18 protein-coding genes and 2 pseudogenes are annotated in these 19158 nt (G+C 37.2%); 17 read left to right on the forward strand and 3 right to left on the reverse strand.

Going from position 1 to position 19158, the window contains the following annotated elements:
• Nucleotides 1–76: 76 nt before the first annotated feature.
• From LQ203_RS17315 to LQ203_RS17330, 4 genes are all read left to right on the forward strand, one after another.
• Nucleotides 77–1633 carry a BCCT family transporter gene (locus tag LQ203_RS17315; RefSeq protein ID WP_230159604.1) on the forward strand — a complete coding sequence of 519 codons (1557 nt, stop codon included), beginning with the start codon at nt 77–79 and terminating at the stop codon, nt 1631–1633.
• 543 nt (nt 1634–2176) lie between these two features.
• Nucleotides 2177–3280: an endospore germination permease gene (locus LQ203_RS17320; RefSeq protein WP_230159605.1), complete on the forward strand. Its 1104-nt coding sequence runs from the start codon at nt 2177–2179 to the stop codon at nt 3278–3280.
• A complete protein-coding gene (locus LQ203_RS17325; protein WP_230159606.1) occupies nt 3252–4763 on the forward strand; it encodes a spore germination protein in 1512 nt (503 codons plus the stop codon). Before LQ203_RS17320 ends, LQ203_RS17325 begins: the two co-directional genes overlap by 29 nt.
• A gap of 5 nt (nt 4764–4768) precedes the next feature.
• Nucleotides 4769–5902 carry a Ger(x)C family spore germination protein gene (locus LQ203_RS17330; RefSeq protein WP_290370607.1) on the forward strand — a complete coding sequence of 378 codons (1134 nt, stop codon included), beginning with the start codon at nt 4769–4771 and terminating at the stop codon, nt 5900–5902.
• A 153-nt stretch (nt 5903–6055) separates the two neighbouring features.
• Here the strand turns inward: LQ203_RS17330 and LQ203_RS17335 are convergent, their stop codons facing one another.
• The gene (locus LQ203_RS17335; protein WP_230159607.1) at nt 6056–7195 is read right to left on the reverse strand and encodes a LuxR C-terminal-related transcriptional regulator; all 1140 of its coding nucleotides are present in this window, start codon (nt 7193–7195) and stop codon (nt 6056–6058) included.
• 267 nt (nt 7196–7462) lie between these two features.
• On the opposite strand from LQ203_RS17335, the gene LQ203_RS17340 reads away from it, so the two are divergent.
• The 5 genes from LQ203_RS17340 (at nt 7463) to LQ203_RS17360 (ending at nt 11088) form a co-directional block, all read left to right on the forward strand.
• Nucleotides 7463–8215, forward strand: coding sequence for a glucose 1-dehydrogenase (locus LQ203_RS17340; protein ID WP_230159608.1), 753 nt, complete (start codon nt 7463–7465; stop codon nt 8213–8215).
• Between the two features lie 52 nt (nt 8216–8267).
• Nucleotides 8268–9011 carry a glucose 1-dehydrogenase gene (locus tag LQ203_RS17345; protein ID WP_230159609.1) on the forward strand — a complete coding sequence of 248 codons (744 nt, stop codon included), beginning with the start codon at nt 8268–8270 and terminating at the stop codon, nt 9009–9011.
• 447 nt (nt 9012–9458) lie between these two features.
• Nucleotides 9459–9884, forward strand: a complete 426-nt coding sequence (locus LQ203_RS17350) for a DMT family transporter (protein WP_230159610.1) — start codon at nt 9459–9461, stop codon at nt 9882–9884.
• A gap of 23 nt (nt 9885–9907) precedes the next feature.
• A complete protein-coding gene (locus tag LQ203_RS17355; RefSeq protein ID WP_230159637.1) occupies nt 9908–10597 on the forward strand; it encodes a cyclic nucleotide-binding domain-containing protein in 690 nt (229 codons plus the stop codon).
• A gap of 17 nt (nt 10598–10614) precedes the next feature.
• Entirely contained in the window at nt 10615–11088 is a 474-nt protein-coding gene (locus LQ203_RS17360; protein WP_230159611.1) for a DMT family transporter, read from the forward strand.
• 90 nt (nt 11089–11178) lie between these two features.
• Here LQ203_RS17360 and LQ203_RS17365 read toward each other — a convergent pair whose 3' ends face one another.
• Entirely contained in the window at nt 11179–11949 is a 771-nt protein-coding gene (locus tag LQ203_RS17365; RefSeq protein ID WP_230159612.1) for an SDR family NAD(P)-dependent oxidoreductase, read from the reverse strand.
• Nucleotides 11950–12038: 89 nt separating this feature from the next.
• Between LQ203_RS17365 and LQ203_RS17370 the strand changes: the two genes are divergently transcribed.
• The 5 genes and pseudogenes from LQ203_RS17370 to sda form a co-directional block, all read left to right on the forward strand.
• The gene (locus tag LQ203_RS17370; protein ID WP_230159638.1) at nt 12039–12398 is read left to right on the forward strand and encodes a MerR family transcriptional regulator; all 360 of its coding nucleotides are present in this window, start codon (nt 12039–12041) and stop codon (nt 12396–12398) included.
• A gap of 353 nt (nt 12399–12751) precedes the next feature.
• On the forward strand, nt 12752–13138 hold the full coding sequence (locus LQ203_RS17375) for a VOC family protein (RefSeq protein WP_230159613.1): 387 nt from the start codon (nt 12752–12754) through the stop codon (nt 13136–13138).
• Between the two features lie 252 nt (nt 13139–13390).
• Nucleotides 13391–13567 (forward strand): annotated as a pseudogene (locus LQ203_RS17380) (EamA family transporter); the annotation flags it as partial.
• Between the two features lie 1140 nt (nt 13568–14707).
• Nucleotides 14708–15628, forward strand: coding sequence for a patatin-like phospholipase family protein (locus tag LQ203_RS17385; protein WP_230159639.1), 921 nt, complete (start codon nt 14708–14710; stop codon nt 15626–15628).
• 311 nt (nt 15629–15939) lie between these two features.
• Nucleotides 15940–16044 (forward strand): annotated as a pseudogene (gene sda / locus LQ203_RS17390) (sporulation histidine kinase inhibitor Sda); the annotation flags it as partial.
• 231 nt (nt 16045–16275) lie between these two features.
• Here sda and LQ203_RS17395 read toward each other — a convergent pair.
• The gene (locus LQ203_RS17395) at nt 16276–16563 is read right to left on the reverse strand and encodes a hypothetical protein (protein ID WP_230159614.1); all 288 of its coding nucleotides are present in this window, start codon (nt 16561–16563) and stop codon (nt 16276–16278) included.
• A 118-nt stretch (nt 16564–16681) separates the two neighbouring features.
• Between LQ203_RS17395 and LQ203_RS17400 the strand changes: the two genes are divergently transcribed.
• The 3 genes from LQ203_RS17400 (at nt 16682) to LQ203_RS17410 (ending at nt 19156) form a co-directional block, all read left to right on the forward strand.
• Nucleotides 16682–16813 carry an ATP-binding cassette domain-containing protein gene (locus tag LQ203_RS17400; protein ID WP_290370606.1) on the forward strand — a complete coding sequence of 44 codons (132 nt, stop codon included), beginning with the start codon at nt 16682–16684 and terminating at the stop codon, nt 16811–16813.
• A 457-nt stretch (nt 16814–17270) separates the two neighbouring features.
• Nucleotides 17271–18032, forward strand: coding sequence for an IclR family transcriptional regulator (locus LQ203_RS17405; RefSeq protein ID WP_230159615.1), 762 nt, complete (start codon nt 17271–17273; stop codon nt 18030–18032).
• A gap of 17 nt (nt 18033–18049) precedes the next feature.
• Nucleotides 18050–19156, forward strand: coding sequence for a PfkB family carbohydrate kinase (locus LQ203_RS17410; protein WP_230159616.1), 1107 nt, complete (start codon nt 18050–18052; stop codon nt 19154–19156).
• Nucleotides 19157–19158: the final 2 nt, after the last annotated feature.

The following is a 19158-nucleotide window of genomic DNA, read 5'->3' on the forward strand; positions in this document are numbered from 1 at the left end:
TGAATGATATAAAAGCTAGAGCTGAAAGTGTAGTTTTCATACTATCAAAAAGCAATGAAAGAGGGGTTCTTATTTTATGAAACAATCAAATGTTGATAAAGCAATCTTTTGGCCGGCTCTAGCTATTCTTGCTGCTTTGTCAATTCCTGTACTATTAAATCCTAAACAAGGGACTGCCATCCTCGGAGATATTCATCATTTAATTGCCGAGAGTTTGAGTTCATTATATTTATGGGCTGTGGTAGCGGCTTTAGTTTTCTTGATTTGGTTGGCATTTAGTAAATATGGAAAGATAAAATTTGGTGCGTCTGATACCAAGCCGGAATTTTCAACATTTAGCTGGTTAGCTATGTTATTTACGGCCGGAATTGGTGCAAGTATCACATACTGGAGCGCGATTGAATGGGCGTATTATTACACAGCTCCTCCTTTTGGGGCTGAACCAAAAACTGGGGCAGCGGCAGATTGGGCGTCTACCTATGGATTATTTCATTGGGGCTTTAGCGCATGGGTACTATATTGCTTACCTGCTTTGCCAATTGCCTATAACTTATATGTGAGGAAAAATCCGAGTGTAAAATTGAGTTCAGCGTGTGAAGGTGTTCTTAAAAAGGGAGCAAATAGCTGGCTAGGAAAAGCGATTGACGTTTTTTTCATGGTTGGTCTAGTTGGAGGAATAGGGGCTGCTCTAGGCTTGGGACTTCCGATGATTTCTGAAGGTATTTCTGAATTATTTAATATACCACGAAGCTTTATGTTAGATATGACGCTTATTGTGGTCTTGACATTAATCTTCTGTGTTAGCACGTATTTTGGTCTAAAAAAAGGTCTGAAAAGGTTAGCTAACATCAATACGTACCTTTTTCTAGCACTTTCTGCATTCGTTCTTTTAGCTGGTCCAACTTTGTTTATAATATCCAGATTTACGGATAGCGTTGGGATATTGTTACAGAATTTCTTTCGTATGAGTTTCTACACCGACTCTGTTGCCAATTCTGGCTTTCCGGAAGCTTGGACAATATTCTATTGGGCTTGGTGGTTTGCTTGTGCTCCTTATATGGGCATATTTGTAGCGAAAATCTCGAAAGGAAGAACGATAAGACAAGTCATTTTTGCTGAATGTATTGGTGGAACAGTAGGGTGTTGGGCGGCGTTTTCTATAATGGGCAATACTGGTCTTTACTTTGAACTTAATAAACTTGTTCCTGTCATTGACATTTTAGAGAAGAAAGGTGGAGAAGCAGCCATTGCTGCCATTTTCCAGGGCCTTCCCGGAGGCAGTATTGCCTTGTTTGCCATTATCATTATCACTCTTATTTTTCTTTCTGCTACACTGGACTCTTCATCATTCACATTAGCAAGCGCAGCATCAAAAAAGTTGTCATTAGATCAAGAGCCAGCTGGATGGCACAAAATATTTTGGGCTTTGGTTATAGAGCTTGTAGCGTTTTCAATGATGTTCGGTGGAGGACTACATGCTCTTCAATCAGTAGTAGTCATTACCTCCGTTCCACTCATCTTAATAATGGCGATGGCATCGATATCGCTCATTAAATGGATAAAAGAGGATCAGGCAGAAAGCAGTAGCATAGAAAAAACGATCAATGAAGAACCTACAAAACTAACATCTTGATGTATTATTCAAACTGGGAGGATATAGGGAAGGTGCGGATGCTTTAAAGGATAAAAAGAAACAGGCACCAGCTAATGCTGGTGCCTGTTTGGCGTTTGCAGATATAAAGGAGCCCATGCCTGCCAGATCTTTGCGATGAAGATGATTGAACAGGCAGTATTATTAATATTGCATCGTTTTCATCGACCTCAAACATCAATAAACCGCCTCCACAGAACAGTGGGTAATCTATGGCCAATGGGCCATAAGGGAATCTGTTTGTGAACGGTTATTGAAATGGAAGAAAATCCAGTAGATATTGGAACAAACGCAGTAGATGGGCAATAACTGTTCCCTAAATTAGACGAATCCCATAAACGACCTGTAAACAAAAAAAAACTTCTAAATTATTCATCGTAAAGCCGATAATAAATGGCGGTTGATTCAGCGGAGCTTATAGACAGGAAGGGTGTTCAATTACCTATCTGTCCATTAAAGAAATGATGTACTGTATGAATAAAAACAAAAATGCCTCCTCATATTAAAAGAGAGGGGATGTGTCACATGATAAAAAGTATATCTACTTTTCAAGCAACAGTGGTGCTGATTCTATCTATTGGACTGATGAACCATGTTATCGTTTTGCCTTCACTGCTTGGTGCATCTGGAAGAGATTCATGGATCAGTACTTTAGTCACCGGGATGCTTTTTCTATTATGGCTTCCCATGGTTTATTGGATCATACATAAAACAAAGCAACAGCATATCATTGGCTGGCTACATACTCACAGTCACCCGCTCGCCGCCTGGTCCATAAAAATCCTTCTTTTCTTATATATTTTATTAAACTTGTATGTCACTTTATTTAGCACATTTTCCTGGGTAAACAGTACTTATATGATTCAAACGCCAGAATATATATTATTTATACCTTTCATCATCCTATGTTTTATTGCTGCCGAGGCTGGAATCAAAACAATAGCCATTGCCGGGGGATTGGTTTTGCCCCTTGTTGTGGCACTTGGATTAATGATAATGACGGCAAATACACAGTTTAAGGATTACTCCATGCTTTTCCCTATTTTTGAAAATGGGATTACACCTGTTTGGGATGGGGTCGTGATACTAGGTGGAGGTTTTACAGAAATATTTTTTCTCGTTTTGATTCAACAGTTTGTAAAGACAGAAATAAAGTTCAGGAGTTTACTTTTTTTAGGTTTATTTCTTTTGTTTATCAGTATGGGACCCATAATAGGCTCCATTACAGAGTTTGGTCCGGTACAGGCTGCTAAAATCAGCAATCCTGCATACGCTCAATGGCGGTTACTTACCATGGGTAAGTATTTGAACCGCCTTGATTTTTTATCAATATACCAATGGCTTTCAGGTGCATTTATCCGTGTATCGTTATCGATATTCCTAATCGGGGAACTGTTTCAAATTAAATCAAAAAAAATAAAAAATATTGTATTGCTTGCTATATCAGTCTCCTTAATCATTGCGCTTTGTATACCAATCGACATGCCAGTATACAGGGATTTTACAGAACGATATTATTTTAAATTGAGTGTGATTAGCATTTTGGTCATAACCTTTTTTATTAACATAGTCATTTTTTTGAAAGAAAGGGTGAAAAAGAATGGAGCCTCTATTGAACAAGGCAAATAAGGGGAGTTCTTCGGAGATCCAACTAAAAACGGAGTATTTCAATGAATTATTCGGAATGAGCTCGGATGTAAAATTCAAAAAGCATACCATTACATCTGAAGGGAAATCAGATCCGCCCCTTATTTGTACTTTGATCTATTCAGAGGTGTTGGTCGATGTCAAAAAATTGTGGGAATCAGTAGCACGGCTTGAAGGTAATGTATTCATACATTCTAAACTGAAGGAAGAAGAGGTTATAGAGGATCCTCAAGACGAATTTAAAGTCAGCAGGGTTTTCCCTTCCTCCACTAAAAAAGAAGATGTGGAGGAAAACGTATTTTCCGGGATGGTCCTGATGCTATTTGAAGAATTGGAATTATTATTTATGTTTTCCCTACCAAGCATCCCAAATCGAAGTCCCGAAGAAACAAGTAGTGAAATTTCCATCCGAGGTCCACGTGATGGATTTATTGAAGATATCTCTGTTAATTTAGGGTTGATCAGAAAAAGATATAAAACCGCATCACTCGAAAATCAAGCATTTACCATTGGGAAAAGAAGCAAGACAAAAATCAATTTATTATATGTGAAGGATGTTGTTAATCCAGAAACCATTGAAAAGGTAAAGAGGAAAATCACTTCAATAAACACAGATGTCTTGTTGGGAACCACTGAACTTGAAGAATTTTTATCAGGCAGTAAGTTCAACCTGATCCCGTTTTTTGATTACACGGGAAGGCCGGATTATGCTGTAGCCAGTGTAAATAATGGGCGCTTTGCCATTTTAGTGGATGGGTCACCAACTGCCTTAATTGGACCAGGTAATATTACATTATTGTTAAAAGCCGCGGAAGATCGTCATACTCCATCTTACTATACAAATTTCGAATATTTCTTTCGCATTATCGGACTAGTGATATCAATATTTCTACCAGGTTTTTATATAGCACTAATATCATTTCAATTAGATCAGCTCCCCTTCCCATTTTTGGCGACGATAACCGTATCTAGATTTGGGTTGCCTATATCACCTCAACAAGAGGCCTTCTTGATTTTGGGTTTATTTGAGTTGTTTCGAGAGGCAGGGATTACACTCCCCAAAGCAATCGGTCAATCACTGGCCGTTGTGGGTGGCTTAATTATAGGGGATGCGGCAATTAGAGGAGGGATTACATCCCCGACGATGTTGGTGGTGGCAGGTACCACTGCGGTAGCCACCTATACATTAATCAATCAATCTTTAGGTGGAATTGTAAGCATGGCCAGGTTTTTTGTATTATTTCTCTCTTCTGTTTTAGGTTTATTCGGTTTCTTTCTCGGTGTTTTCTCCATTGTCCTTTATTTATCAAGGCTGCAGATTTATGGTTTACCCTACTTAGCGCCTATATCACCACTATCCTTGAAAGATCTTCTAGGGGGCGGTGTCTTTGTGAAGCCATATCTCTTTAGAAAGAAACGAGCCGAAATGCTGAAAACTAAGGACAGAACAAAAGGAAATCGCTAATGAAAATGATCCTTAGATTTATACTATTCGTAATGAGCCTTGCTCTTTTAAGTGGCTGCTGGGATGCTAAGGATATTCAAGATATTCAATATATAAGTGCAATGGGAATAGATTATCAAAATGGGCAGTATGTCATTTATGTGCAGGTGACGTCTTTTGCAGGTGTGGCTAAACAAGAAGGCTTGGAACCAAAACCAACACCTGTTTGGGTCGCCGAGGGACGCGGGAAAACAATGAATGAGGCCATGAATGACATTTATAAAAGGTCAAACCAGTATATTTATTGGGCTCATGTTAAATTGATCATTTTCTCTGAAAGCTTACTAAAACAGGGATTAGTCAACGTAAACGATCCCATTTTAAGATTTCAGCAAATTAGGGAAACAACTTGGTTATATGGAACCGATGATTCCTTAGAAAAGATCCTCTTTGTCAATAGTTTATTCGGCTCTTCAGTGCAAACAAGCATTTTCAATCCGGATGATATTTATAAATTAAGATCCTTTGTCGAACCCATCCGGATCCAAAGATTTTATACGCAAAATTATGAAACAGGAATGACAATAAAACTACCGAAGGTTTCGTTGAAAAATGAGGTGTGGAAAGCAAAAGAAAAAACACAGAACACCGTAAAACTATCAGGGGCCTATTTTATTAAAAACAATCAACTAAAGGGGGAGGTAGCAAATAAACATCTCGGGGGGATGAGATGGTTAACAAAATCAACGGTAAGGTCCCCAATTGGAATAAAAATCAATAAAAACAAAAATGTTCAAATATCTCTAATGAGGCCAAAATTCAATATAAAGCCAATCTATGTAAATAATAATGTCGAATTCGATATGTCAATTGAAGTAGAAGGTGCCGTAATGGATATGGAAGAAAACATCTCCTTACCCCACCTTAAAGAAAAAATACAGAGGGCATTAGAGAAAGAAATTAGGGATACTTACAAATATGCTCTTGAAAAAAATATAGACATCTATAATTTAGAAGGAGTTATCTACAGAAAGGATTTAAAAAAATGGAAAGAAGTTTCTAAAAATGATTTCAGCATTAATGAGGAATCCATTCGTAATATTCAAGTGGAAGTTACTATTAAAAAAACAGGCGATTATAAATATGAGTACATGAATTGATATCTTCAGAAGTGGATCGTAGGCTGCCATGACAGAATCTTTCTTCAAAGCCGTTTCCAAAGATTATGATATGGCAGCTACTGTAAATGATATATTCAACAACTAACTATGTAAGGATTTTTGACTTACATAACGATTAAAGGAAACTCGATCTTATTTTAATAGACCTAAGCGAAATCCAAAGACCACGACTTGTGTACGGTTCTTGGCTTTAAACTTTGTCATTAAACTGCTTACATAATCCCTTATAGTATGCTCGCTTAACTGCAATAATTCGGCCATCTTTTTATTGTTATACCCCTCCGCCAGCAAATTTAAAATCATGGATTCCCGTTCCGTCAATTGTAGATCGGTATCAATGGATACCTCATCATCCTTTCTTGATAAATATAACCCTAACCGTTTTCCGACCTGTTCGAGTAAAGTTAGTTCATCTTTTGAATAATCGAATTCCTCTCCTAATTGATCAAAGGTCAGCCAGCCGAAAACTTGCTGGTCATGAACAATCGGCACAAATATGACAGATGAAAGATTAAATAACGTTATATGTTCCTTTTTAATATAATGATTGGGATTCTTTAAGAATACAGGCTTTTTTGAATTGAAAACAAAGGATTGCTTCAAGCTGAGTTGTCCTCTCATGCTTTGAACCTTAGGCAGCTCCAATCCAATGGTGCCGTAAAATTGATTGGACCAAGGAATATAAGCATAGAAAACACATCTTTTATAGTGAAAGAACTCTTCACATTTTTTTAGGATATGAGCAAAATCCTTAATACCTGATGAGTTAATTAGAAGCTCATCTAATTGGTCTAATAGTTGCAGTCTTTTAAGTTCAGCATTTTCTTCGTGGGTTTTTGAAAGTTGCATTGGTTCGACATCCATCCATTTGTTATAGCTATGGATGAGATGAGAGAAAATGGATAATAAGAACATGAGAATGGAAATGGTATGTGCATGTTTCAGGTGGGCCATTAAGGTAACAATGGACTTCTCAAAGATTAATCGGAACATGCTAAAATGGTTCTCATCTAAAATGGGCAACTGTGATTGAAGCCAAGTTTCCAGATACTTATCGTATGTTTCATTTATGTCTTCGATGTTTGGAGCGGATAAAAATAGTAGAAATGATTCCAGCAATGTTTGTATCAACTTACGTTCCTTTTCTAATATAAGGGGCTCTAGATTCAAATAAATATTGATATTTTCTTCAATCTGTTTGTTATGACTTTTTATGAATAAGATGAATTGCTGAAACGATAGCTCTTCATAAGCATGAGAGGGCTGGGTCATAAGAGTCTCTTCTCCTTAAACAAAATACCCCTATATAAGGGGGATACTTACCCTATTATTATACAGCATAATATAGGATAGTATTTCAAATTGCGAGGAGTAAAATAAAGGCATAGACAGACAATGAAGCTTTTTTAGCGGCATTCCATTTAAAGGGATGGACAATTGTTAAAGTCAGCTTTATTTGCTTGTATAGGAATACTTGTCTAGTGACAACCTCTAAGGTTGGCAGTATCAGAAAATAAGTAAAGGGGATCTGGTGAAATCATGAGACTTGAAAACAAAGTGGCAATCATTACTGGCGGGGGTACAGGGATTGGAAAAGAAACAGCTTTACTTTTTGCGAAAGAAGGAGCAAAGATCGTCATTACTGACATAAACCAAGAATCCGGTGATCAAGCTGTGAAAGACATTCAGGCAATGGGAGGAGAGGCCTTATACATCCGTCATGATGTCAGCAAAGAAGAAGATTGGAAAAAGGTTGCGAAGGAAACCATCGGTACTTTCAAGAAAGTGGATGTTTTATTCAACAATGCGGGTATATATATCATTAAACCAGTTGCAGAGATTGAACTGGAGGAATGGAATCGTCTCATGTCGATTAATGTGACAGGCGTATTCCTGGGAATGAAACATATCATGCCACTGATGGCGGAACAAAATAAAGGTTCAGTCATTAACGCATCATCCATTGCAGGCTTGATTGGCGCTCCAGGCCATGTTCTATACGGTGCAAGCAAGGGAGCGGTCAGGGTTATGACAAAAGATGCTGCCATCGAGTATGCTCCAAAAGGAGTACGTGTAAACTCGATTCATCCAGGATACATCGATACTGGAATGGCAGACTATGCATCCGAACAAACGGGTAGTACAAAAGATGAATTGGGTAAAGAATTCCCGTTGGGACATCTGGGCAGCGTCAAAAATGTAGCGAATACGGTACTTTTCATCGCCTCGGACGAATCTTCCTATACGACGGGTGCCGAATTTGTGATAGATGGCGGAGCAACTGCTCGCTAAAATGCCTACCATTCCAGTGGATATAAGAAACTAAACTAAGGAGTGTTTATATATGAGATTAGAAAATAAAGTGGCGATCGTAACAGGGGGAGCAAGTGGGATTGGAGCCAGTACGGCTCAATTATTTGCAGAAGAAGGAGCTAAGGTCGTCATTGCGGATTATGCCGATCATGGACAAGCGGTATCAGAAGAGTTAAATGGAAAAGGATATGATACTCTTTTTGTTAAAACTGACGTGACAAATGAAAATGACGTAAAGAATATGATCGAAGAAACCGTTAACAAATATGGAAAACTGGATATCATGTTCGCAAACGCAGGGATTGCCAGGGACGGAAACATCCATGAGTTAAGCTATGAACAATGGCAAAAAACAATCGATATTAATTTATCCGGTGTCTTCCTTTCCGATAAATATGCGATAGAGCAAATGCAAAAACAAGCCACAGGCGGCGCCATTGTCAATACAGGCTCCATCCATAGCCATGCAGGGAAACCGGGGGTAACAGCCTATTCTGCTGCGAAAGGCGGGGTCAAACTATTAACACAAACATTAGGTTCGACTTATGCGAAAGATGGCATCCGTGTCAATGCTGTTTGTCCTGGATATATTGATACACCACTTATTGCGGAAGCACAAGGTGAGATCAGACAAGGTTTGATCGATTTACATCCAATCGGCCGTTTGGGCAAAGCGGAAGAAGTGGCTAAAGCTGTTCTCTTTCTTGCAAGTGACGATGCATCATTTGTTACTGGTACAAGCCTTATTGTAGACGGCGGTTATACGGCAGTATAAAGCGTTTAGATTCCATGCCATGAATGAATCGCTCGCTTTTTCGATCACAACAACCTCGTTGGATATACTAATATTTGAGTTCTTTTGTGGAAGAGTGGTGTTACGCCACTCCTCTAACGGAAGAGCTTTTTTTATGAGAAAAAATCTCCAGGAATGCTAACGGATTTCCCACGAATAAGATGAAACGATAAGAGCCATTTGTGTCTTGTTAATTAAGTCAGGAATCGTTTCGAGAACTTGTTTGAAATATGATGGATTAACAGTAAATTTATCAGATGTTACAAATCATGTATTCAAGAGGGGGTCATTTGGATATTGTATACAAATAATGGTATAAAATATTTTCCATAAATAAAGATTAAATGACCATAAGGGACATATGTCCTTTCTCTAACTCGACTTCTATACTTTAATTAGTATAAGAAATCGGAGAGAGAAGGGGTAAGGATGAAAGGTATCATATATTCCATAATTGCAGGTATGTTTATTTCGTTGCAAGGAGTGTTTAATTCAAGAATGAGTGAGGAGCTTAGTGCCTGGCACACTACCGCGATTGTACATCTAGTCGGCTTTATATTTTCCATCATACTTTATGCATTTGTCAGGGATGGAAGGGCCGAAGGTTTTCGCGAGGTTCCGGTTCTATATTTGCTTGGAGGAATGCTCGGCGTTGTGATTGTGTTTGGAGAAATGACAGCGATAAATTTGTTAGGCATGTCGTTTGCAATTGCAACGATTTTAATTGCTCAGCTTCTATGTGCCTTCATTATAGATGCAAAGGGTCTTTTCGATATGATTAAGCGAAAGGTCACGATCCAAGAGGTAATCGGAATGGCTATGATGTTAACGGGAGTAGTCCTATTTAAATCGTAAGAAGGTGATGGATTTTGAAAAAAGTGAATAATAGTCCCAGTCTATTCGAATATCTAGATCAATTTAAGCTGAATAAGATTTTTTCAGAGGGATTAAAGGAGAAATTATCTCTTTATCAATTCCAAAATGGAGAAATATTATGTTCCAAGGGTGATGAGATTCATAAAATGTATTTTCTTGTAAAAGGAAAGGTGAAGATTTATACAACTTCACCCGAAGGAAAGGCGTTAATTGTTCGGTTTAAAACGCCCTTGGCCCTTATTGGAGATGTGGAATATATTAAGGGAATGCACGTGCTTCATTCAGTTCAGGCAGTCAGTGAAGGTTATGTAATCAGCGTTCATTATGATGACGTAAGATCGATGGAAAATAACCGAGTTGAGTTTCTGCATTTTTTGTTACAGGTTGTTACACAAAAGTTTTACACGGAATCCCATGCCACAAGCTTGAACAGGCTCTACCCTGTCGAGATACGTCTTGCAAGCTATCTGTTGTCACTTTCATCAGAAAAATGTGGCTCTATCTTTCATGAAGAAATGAGCACATCGAATCTGACTGAAATAGCAGATCTCATAGGAACAAGTTATCGGCACTTAAATCGTGTCATCCATAAATTATGTGAAGAAGGCATCATACAACGAATAAAAGGCTCTCTTTATATTAAAGATTTATCTCGCTTGCGGGAACGGGCAGAAGGTAACATATATGAATGAGCTAGGAGGTTACATGTATGCAGGGAATTCTGTTTGGCGTGATGGCTGGTGTCTTCATCAGTCTGCAAACGGTCTTTAACACTAGAGTAAGTGAGAAGGTAGGATCTTTAGCTACAACGACAATTGTTCTTGGGCTTGGATTCATCTCGTCGCTCTCCATTTTTATGATCATGGAAGATACGAACCTGTTAGCGATTGGGAGCATAAACAAGCTGTATCTATTAAGCGGAGTTCTGGGAGTAATGCTCGTTTATTGCATTATGCAGGCAATCCGGCTCTTAGGACCGGCATATGCCATCTCGATCGTATTAGTTGCGCAACTTACTATGGCTGTTCTAATCGACACTTTTGGTTGGTTCGGATTTGAGAGGGCTCCTTTTACGCTAAATAAATTGATCGGGATCGGAATAATGATAGCGGGAATCATCATGTTTAAGTTGAAAAAGAACATGGGCCCTCAAGCGAATAAGGAGAATGGATTTTCTGAATAAGCCCGGGTACACTTAACCGCATAAAAAGAATATCCCCCTAATCAGACGTAAAGAGTCGATTAGGGGGATGGAAATCCGCATTTTCATGTTTTATGAATTAGTATTCGTTGTTCTGGTAGCATATTGAAAAATAGGATCTTTAAGTTCAAATTCATAGGTTATGCCATTTACAATTCCAACAACTTTTTCACTTTCATATAGTTTAATCAAAAAATCTGCCATTTCCTTTGCCGTATGGTATTTCGGCAAAGTGGCATCATAATGAAATTCTTCAACATCAAAGGAACGTTTGGCAAATTCTGTTTCAGTTGCAGCTGGAGCCAAGACCTTTGCTTGCATTTTAGCACCTTGGCTTTTTAGCTCATGAGCAAGACCTTCTGTAAAGGCGCTGACATAAAATTTAGTCGCACAATAAGTTATGGCATCTGCAACAAGTGTATACCCTCCGCCAGACGAGATATTGATCAGTTGTGTGCCAACTACATTTGAATAGTCCCGAACATATAGAGAAGACAATAATGTTAACGCCTCAGTGTTCAAGCGGAGCATTTTCTCGATTTTCGGCAAACTTTGCTCCCCTACTTTATCGAAATTACCAAAGCCTGCATTGTTGATCCACGTTTCAATCTGGAAGCCTTTAAGGTTTTCATATAGTCCGTAAACATTCTCGGTAACCGATAAATCGGTAGCATGAACGATTATATCAAGTTCTTGGTTCATTTTTTCTATTATTGTTTTTAATTCGTTTAAATGTTGTTCTCTCCTGGCAACGAGAATTAAATTTTTTCCGAGTGATGCAAATGCTAAAGCCGTTTCATACCCTATTCCGGAACTTGCTCCAGTGATAACTGTATATTTCATGTAAATACCTCCAATGATTTGTGTTAGGATGTTATTATAAAGGTTAGAGTTCACTCTAAGTCAACTAGAATTTTAGGGGGGTGTTTTTTATATACACGATTAGTGAAGTAGGACAGAAACTTGGGATAAGTGCACATGCCTTACGTTATTATGAAAAGGAAGAAATCATAATGCCAGAACGTAATTCACACGGAGTTAGGCTTTATAATGATTCACATGTTAAATGGTTGGAATTCGTAAAAAGACTGAGAGAAACTCAAATGCCCATAGAGCAAATTAAAAAATATGCTCAGCTTTTCAAAGAAGGGGACCAAACTTCGAAAGAACGCTTGAACCTATTAGAGAACCACCACCGTTCGATTCAAATTCAAATTGAAACACTTAAATACACCGAAGAAATGCTAGATAAGAAAATCGCCGCATATAGACAACACCTATCAACTATCTGACATGACTATGTAGTAGGAAATGGCGATGCAACTATGAAAGCATTATTTTAGCTAGACGACTAATTCATTTAAAGAGGGATAGGTCTCCATATTCATGGTTGACAAAGATGCCCATTAAGAGAATGAATACCTTGGAAAACCTAGAACTTATATGATTAGGGGTACGTTATTTTCTTAGATATAGGCAATCATTGAGTTCCGATTGAATATCGAATTTGATGGTTGCCTATTCTTTTGGCAATCCGGCGAATTATTCGACCTAATTGGTGATAGTTCGAACTTTAAATCTATAATATAATATATGACTTTGGTAGAATTGTATTTAAAACTAACCTGTCCAGAGGAGGAAGCAAATGAAGGTAAAAAAAATACATCATGTAGCTATAATTTGTTCCGATTATGAAAAATCAAAAAACTTCTATGTAAACATTTTAGGATGTGATATTAAGCAGGAAACATATCGGGCAGAAAGGAAGTCCTATAAATTAGATTTAATGGTGGGAGGGGTATATCAGCTGGAATTGTTTTCATTTCCGGATAGTCCCTTTAGAAAAAGTTATCCAGAAGCAAGAGGGCTTAGACATCTTGCTTTTGAAGTGGATGATATTCATCAAGCTATTGAAGAGTTAGAAAGAGAAAATATTCTAGTCGAACCTATCCGTGTTGATGATATAACAGGAAAAAGGTTTGCATTTTTTTGCGATCCGGATGATTTACCTCTTGAAATATATGAAAGGTAGGAATTACAAGCTTCGCTAGGTTGATGAGAGAGCTTTAAGACATAAGCTTGTTAGGAGAGGTAAAACTTCAAGAATTGAAGTTGATTACATAAATGAATACGATGATTTAAAGAGGTTACTTATGCCAATTAAACTATGAAGATTCCCTATGATATGTCGATACTATTAAATTTATCTCCACTTGTATTCCATATTTCGATTAAAGTTGAAATATCGGTAGATCGGTTATTTAAATATGTCAGGAGGTAAAAAATGAATGTGTACAAATTTACACTGTTGATACTTTTAACGACATTTTTAATGGGTTCTTCTTTTGCAGTAGTTAAAATTGGTCTATCTTATTCATCCCCATTATTATTAGCCGCATTACGCTTCACACTTGCTGGATTGGTAATGGCGATGATCGTAATCTTTTTAAAAAGACCGCATTCATATTTAAAGTGATTTCTAAAAAGTTAGAAATCCACCAAGGCTATAGAATTAGGGTATAAAGCAATTTTTAAAAGAATCTTATTGAATTCGTCAAAAAGAAAGCGTTTTTAATAAAAATCTTTCTTTTTTTGTTTTTAAATTTTTTTAGTGAGTACTAAATTACTGAAAAATCAGCATTAGAGTGAAAAAACACCGAAAAAAATCAAATATCAATAATAAATTAACATAACTTTCTTGTTTTAGGCATGGTTTTTGCAAAATTAAAGTACATAGCAAAATTCTTATAGAAAGGGCAATGGATTTAGCTAAAAGGTATTTCAAAAATATGGCTTGGCAATTCAATATGGGTAAACCAGTATATAAGAAGTTTTGTTTTAAAGAAACTGATGAATGGTTAGTATTAAATTTTTTTATAATTTGTGAAGACACTTAAACAAACGGGTGCATTCGTAGTATATGGTCAACCAGTAAAAATGAAGTGAACCCAAAAAGTTAGACACTTTATTTAATTAGGTAGCTTTGAGGGCATGAACCCGGTAATCTACCGGACTCATGCCTATTAATTTATCTTGATTTGTTGATGATTGTAGTAATGGATATATTCTACGTTTAACAGAGCCTTAAAGAAAGGCAGGTTATGCAAAATCCCAAAAATCTATTACTGCCTAAAGGTCTTCAGCCAGCTTTACTGTTACCTGATGATTTGGAAAAGATGTTAGTACTCAAGCAAAATTCATGCATCTCACTGGCATTACACCGGCATTTAGCGAATCATGCAGGGAAAAGGTACTTTATACAATTACATTAGCGGGTTTTCGTACTCTAATTTCGTGGTCTTTTAATAACATTCGTTGACTAGTGAACCTTTTACCATATTAATGCATATAAAAATATAGGGACACTGGCATTTTTTTATCCTTGACATCTGTTAAATAATCATTAAAGAGCCGTTCGTGTTTTTTAAAAGAGTGGGGTTTAATGTTTGTCTCTAAGTAAAACACTTCATTGGTACTCTGTTGATTATAGTAACTGCTTTTTGTGTAGCTGTGGTAGTTTTTCAAAAATATATAGTCATAATTGTTATTTTATTAATATAGAAGGTTAATAATGAATAACTCTTATCGAGAGGTGGAAAATATGAGGGCTGATGCTGTTTTTGAAGGTGGTGGAGCCAGGGGAATTGCTTTTGTTGGAGCGATTCAAGCTATGGAAGAGGAAAAAGTAGAATGGGAAAGACTGGCTGGAACTTCAGCGGGAGCTGTAATAGCTGCTCTTTTAGCAAGCGGCTATAAAAGTTATGAAATTAGAGAACGATTGAGTGAAATTGATTTTTCAAAGCTTCGAGGGAAAACGACTTTAAATCGAATACCTATGTTCGGTACCTTTTTAGAGCTTATGGTTCATCTTGGAATTTACAAAAACGATTATTTGGAAACGTGGATGGATTCACTTCTTTCGAAAAAAGGTATTAAGACATTTGCGGATCTTCCAGATGGAAAGTTGAAGATTATTGCTTCTGATGTTTCGAATGGCCAAATGCTTATTTTGCCAGATGATTTGGAGCGCTATAGTATGACTCCTGCTGATTTAAAAGTTTCAAGTGCCGTTATGATGAGTGCATCCTTGCCATTTTTCTTCCGTCCAGTTATTTGGAAATCAAAAGACCGTAATAAATCCTACATTTTAGATGGTGGTTTACTTAGTAACTTCCCAATATGGATATTCGATACAACAGAGCAACCTCGTTTTCCAACTTTCGGATTCCGATTTGTTAAAGATGAAGTTAACTTAGATGCGGTTATACCAACGCCAATCCATCTTTTCAAAAATATATTTAAAACGATGCTTCAAGCCCATGATTTACGGCATATGAACGAAGAAACGATTGAACGCACGATTCAAATTCCAACTGGTCACATCAACGCGACTGATTTTGAACTGAATGAAGATGAAATTGACTTTCTATATAAATCAGGCTATACCTCTGCAAAAGAATTTTTGGCAAATTGGGATTTTGAACAATATAAGATCAAACGAATGACCAAGAGGACAGAATAGGTAGAGAAAGGAAAACCGCTATCGCTTAATATCGGATGCAAGAGTGGTACAAGCTGAGCTGTGGTTCTCGTGTGAAAATTATTTAAAAAAGTCACAGGATATTACCTTTAAGAAAATTAAGAAGGAACTTATAGATTTTTATAATTTGAAAGATTGGTATTGTTACTAGAAAAGAAAGTACTGAACCACATAAACAACGGCGTAATTGAGTAGAAGATTAATTAAAAACGAATTATCCTGATTTTGATGTTAAGGTGCGTGGTAAGGAAAGAATTGAGAGTTCTAAAAAGGTGCTGAAAGCGGGAATAATATTGCTTCAAAAGTTAAGCGATGAATTATTAATTAATACCTATCTTAAAGCAAAAAAATTAGAAATTGATCCCAGTTTTATATCGTTATTAACCAAAGAAATAAAAGATTTCGTTCTGATGTAATATAATCATTAAATTTCCTAGAACTATCATAGAAATACACCCAAACCAACAGAGAGTCTTTGCAAATGAAATTGTACCAGTAACATCGTTGAAAAAATTCATAAGGAACAAAAACAACTCAAAGAAGCGTAGAGCAGCTAAAAATGTTTTGAAATAATTAGGAAATGATATTCAGAAGAAGAAGTAGAGACAATTATCCAGTTGAAAAGCCTATTAATTAGGCTTTTTAATGTGTTTTAAAATAATTATGTGAGGGACATGTTCTAAGAAGTTCCCCTCAGCCATCCCGAAAATCTTAAACAGAAGTCGACGCATTTTCTTCAAAACCGGCACGCAGTACGCAGTACGGTCTTCAAAGCCCCGCACTCTGTTCGAATCGCTGCCTATTAAAACGATTTCACTTTCCGATATCGTTTCCCTCGCCAAGTTTTTAATGGAAATCGGACGAATCTTGATTAAATCCCCGGCAATCCCTAACAGCTGTTTTGAGGTCGTCGACAAATATTCATCCTGAATTGAAATAATCGTTACTACTTTATCAGAGCGAATTAGTAAAGGGGGCCCAATAAATGGAAGAGCTGTTAGTGGAATCTAGGAATTTGAAAATATTAGCAAAGGATTGTTCGGCCAGAAAAAATCATATGTCCGGGCTGTTGATGGGGTTTCCCTTTCCATTCAAACAGGAGAAACACTGGGATTAGTTGGGGAAAGCGGATGCGGAAAGTCCACAACAGGGCGAATGATGATGTAGCTATGAAGCTGTACAGCCTCGCCAATCTGCTGTCCGATTTTATAGACCGGGTTCAATGAGGTCATGGGTTCCTGGAGGATCATTGCAATTTCGTTTCCGCGTACCTCTCTCTTATTTCGTTTTCTGACAAGGATAAAAGATCCTTTCTCTCGAATCGAATCATCTACCACTTTTCCCGGTGTATCTGTGAGCAGACTCCTGTTTGGAAGAAAAAGAGATAACTTTAGAGTTATTGCCATTTTATATGAAGGGTAGACTTCAAAAAGCAGCCGTGGATTCTATACCGCAAGAAATGGCCGAGAGTAAATTAAATTATAATTATTAAAATTTAAATTTTTTGAAAAATAAAAATTTTAATCTTGATATTTAATATCCCTATGATAATATTAAATCATCAAATCATCAAATCATATATAAGATATTGAATCATATATATGATTTAAAGGAGAGTAAAAAAATGTCCGTTAAATCTGCAGAAAGAGTTTTAAGAGTGTTTGAATTATTAAGCCAGGTTCAGCATGGTTTAACCATCAAGGAAATTAGTGAATCCTTGTCTTTTCCACAAAGCAGTACTTCTGGCCTCATTAGAACGTTGTTAAATGAAGGGTACCTTTCTCTTGATTCCTATAATAAATATAAGTTAGGACCAAAGCTGATCCAAATTGGTAGCGCTGCTATGGATTCGTTGGATATTTCCTCTCAAGGATTGCCTTATTTAAAAAAATTGATGGAGGATGTTCAAGAAACGGTATTCATGGCGGTGTTATCAGAGAATGAACTGGTATATGTTGCGAAAATTGATAACAACCGTTCTATTCGTACTACTGCACAGCCAGGAAGTCAAAAACCTTTATATTGTACAGGTCTCGGAAAGGCATTTTTGGCCTTTTTACCTCAGCAACAAAGGACTACTATCCTAGATAGTCTTGAATTACGCCCTATCACCGAGCACACCATCACAGACAAAAAGCTGCTTGAACAGCAGCTAACATTGTTTAATGAGCTTGGTTATTCGATAGATGATGAGGAAAATGAAGATGGTTTATTCTGTCTGGCTGCACCGATTTATGGAACCAACCATACCATTCAAGCAGCCATCAGTGTGGCTGGTCCAAAAGAAAGAATGATTAAGCAAAAGGATTTAATCGTAGGAAAATTGATTACCGCCGCAAAAGACGTTGCAACCAGTATTGGAAATGCAGGGAATAGTCAGTTTTAATGAAACGAGGTGTTCATATGGATGTTGTAAGTTTAGGGGAAACGATGATCTTATTTTCCGCTGAAGAAACAGGTCAATTACGATACAATCGGAACTTCACTTCGAGAGTTGCCGGTGCTGAAACAAATACACTTATTGGATTAGCGAAGCTTGGCTATCAAACTGGCTGGATGAGCAGAGTAGGCAAGGATGAGCTTGGAAAACGTATCCTTTCAAGAATACGTGGGGAAGGCGTAGACACTTCGTTTGTAAAAGAAGATGAAAGCGCACCCACGGGTTTGTTTTTAAGAGAAAGAACAACTATCAATAGTTCAAGAGTCTTCTATTACCGAAATCAATCTGCTGCCAGTAAAATGGTCCCTGCAGATTTGGAAGAAAGCTATATAGCCAAAGCAAAGTTCCTATATCTTACTGGAATAACTCCCGCACTTAGTGATTCTTGTAAAAATACCGTTTTACATGCAATAGAGCTTGCCAAGAAAAATGGTCAAAAAATCGTATTTGACCCCAATGTACGAAAGACGCTTCTTGATGATAAAACAGGTAGAGAAACATTATTGGAAATAGTAGCAAAGTCCGATATCATTCTTCCAGGAATCTCAGAAGGTTACTACTTATTCAAGTCAACAGATTGTGAACAGATAGCGAGAGAATGTAAACAATTAGGTGCTGAAATGGTAATCGTGAAGCTAGGAGAAAAGGGGGCCTACTATTCTACTTCTGATACTTTTGGTTATGTTCAGCCTTATCAGGTCGCAACGGTAATTGATCCTATTGGCGCTGGCGATGGATTCGCTGCTGGTGTTTTATCCGGGATATTCATAGGCTGGTGGAAAGCAATTATAGAGTCAATCAATGACGGTGTTCTAATGATTGATCATAATGGGTATGAACGAATGATCAATCTTGAATATACACGTATTACTGGTTTACCACCAGATATCATTGGGAAGCCACTGGGAAAATATCGGCCCGGGGCGCAACCTGAACTTTCCGCAGATTCATTGAGACCATCAAAACTTACTAAACGTTGTAAATCCACATTTACTTATGCTACCCCAATTATGTTTTTACTCTTGGAAAAATCTTTCAATCTACACTATTTTTTTGTATGGTCTTATTAGGA

Source organism: Peribacillus sp. Bi96 (assembly GCF_918698115.1).
Taxonomy (GTDB): Bacteria; Bacillota; Bacilli; order Bacillales; family DSM-1321; genus Peribacillus.

What these genes read in the sequence shown, in the direction of transcription:
- LQ203_RS17315 (WP_230159604.1), top strand. Translation starts at nt 77, where the DNA reads ATGAAACAATCAAATGTTGATAAAGCAATCTTTTGGCCGGCTCTAGCT.
- LQ203_RS17320 (WP_230159605.1), top strand. Translation starts at nt 2,177, where the DNA reads ATGATAAAAAGTATATCTACTTTTCAAGCAACAGTGGTGCTGATTCTA.
- LQ203_RS17325 (WP_230159606.1), top strand. Translation starts at nt 3,252, where the DNA reads ATGGAGCCTCTATTGAACAAGGCAAATAAGGGGAGTTCTTCGGAGATC.
- LQ203_RS17330 (WP_290370607.1), top strand. Translation starts at nt 4,769, where the DNA reads ATGATCCTTAGATTTATACTATTCGTAATGAGCCTTGCTCTTTTAAGT.
- LQ203_RS17335 (WP_230159607.1), bottom strand. Translation starts at nt 7,195, where the DNA reads ATGACCCAGCCCTCTCATGCTTATGAAGAGCTATCGTTTCAGCAATTC.
- LQ203_RS17340 (WP_230159608.1), top strand. Translation starts at nt 7,463, where the DNA reads ATGAGACTTGAAAACAAAGTGGCAATCATTACTGGCGGGGGTACAGGG.
- LQ203_RS17345 (WP_230159609.1), top strand. Translation starts at nt 8,268, where the DNA reads ATGAGATTAGAAAATAAAGTGGCGATCGTAACAGGGGGAGCAAGTGGG.
- LQ203_RS17350 (WP_230159610.1), top strand. Translation starts at nt 9,459, where the DNA reads ATGAAAGGTATCATATATTCCATAATTGCAGGTATGTTTATTTCGTTG.
- LQ203_RS17360 (WP_230159611.1), top strand. Translation starts at nt 10,615, where the DNA reads ATGCAGGGAATTCTGTTTGGCGTGATGGCTGGTGTCTTCATCAGTCTG.
- LQ203_RS17365 (WP_230159612.1), bottom strand. Translation starts at nt 11,949, where the DNA reads ATGAAATATACAGTTATCACTGGAGCAAGTTCCGGAATAGGGTATGAA.
- LQ203_RS17375 (WP_230159613.1), top strand. Translation starts at nt 12,752, where the DNA reads ATGAAGGTAAAAAAAATACATCATGTAGCTATAATTTGTTCCGATTAT.
- LQ203_RS17385 (WP_230159639.1), top strand. Translation starts at nt 14,708, where the DNA reads ATGAGGGCTGATGCTGTTTTTGAAGGTGGTGGAGCCAGGGGAATTGCT.
- LQ203_RS17405 (WP_230159615.1), top strand. Translation starts at nt 17,271, where the DNA reads ATGTCCGTTAAATCTGCAGAAAGAGTTTTAAGAGTGTTTGAATTATTA.
- LQ203_RS17410 (WP_230159616.1), top strand. Translation starts at nt 18,050, where the DNA reads ATGGATGTTGTAAGTTTAGGGGAAACGATGATCTTATTTTCCGCTGAA.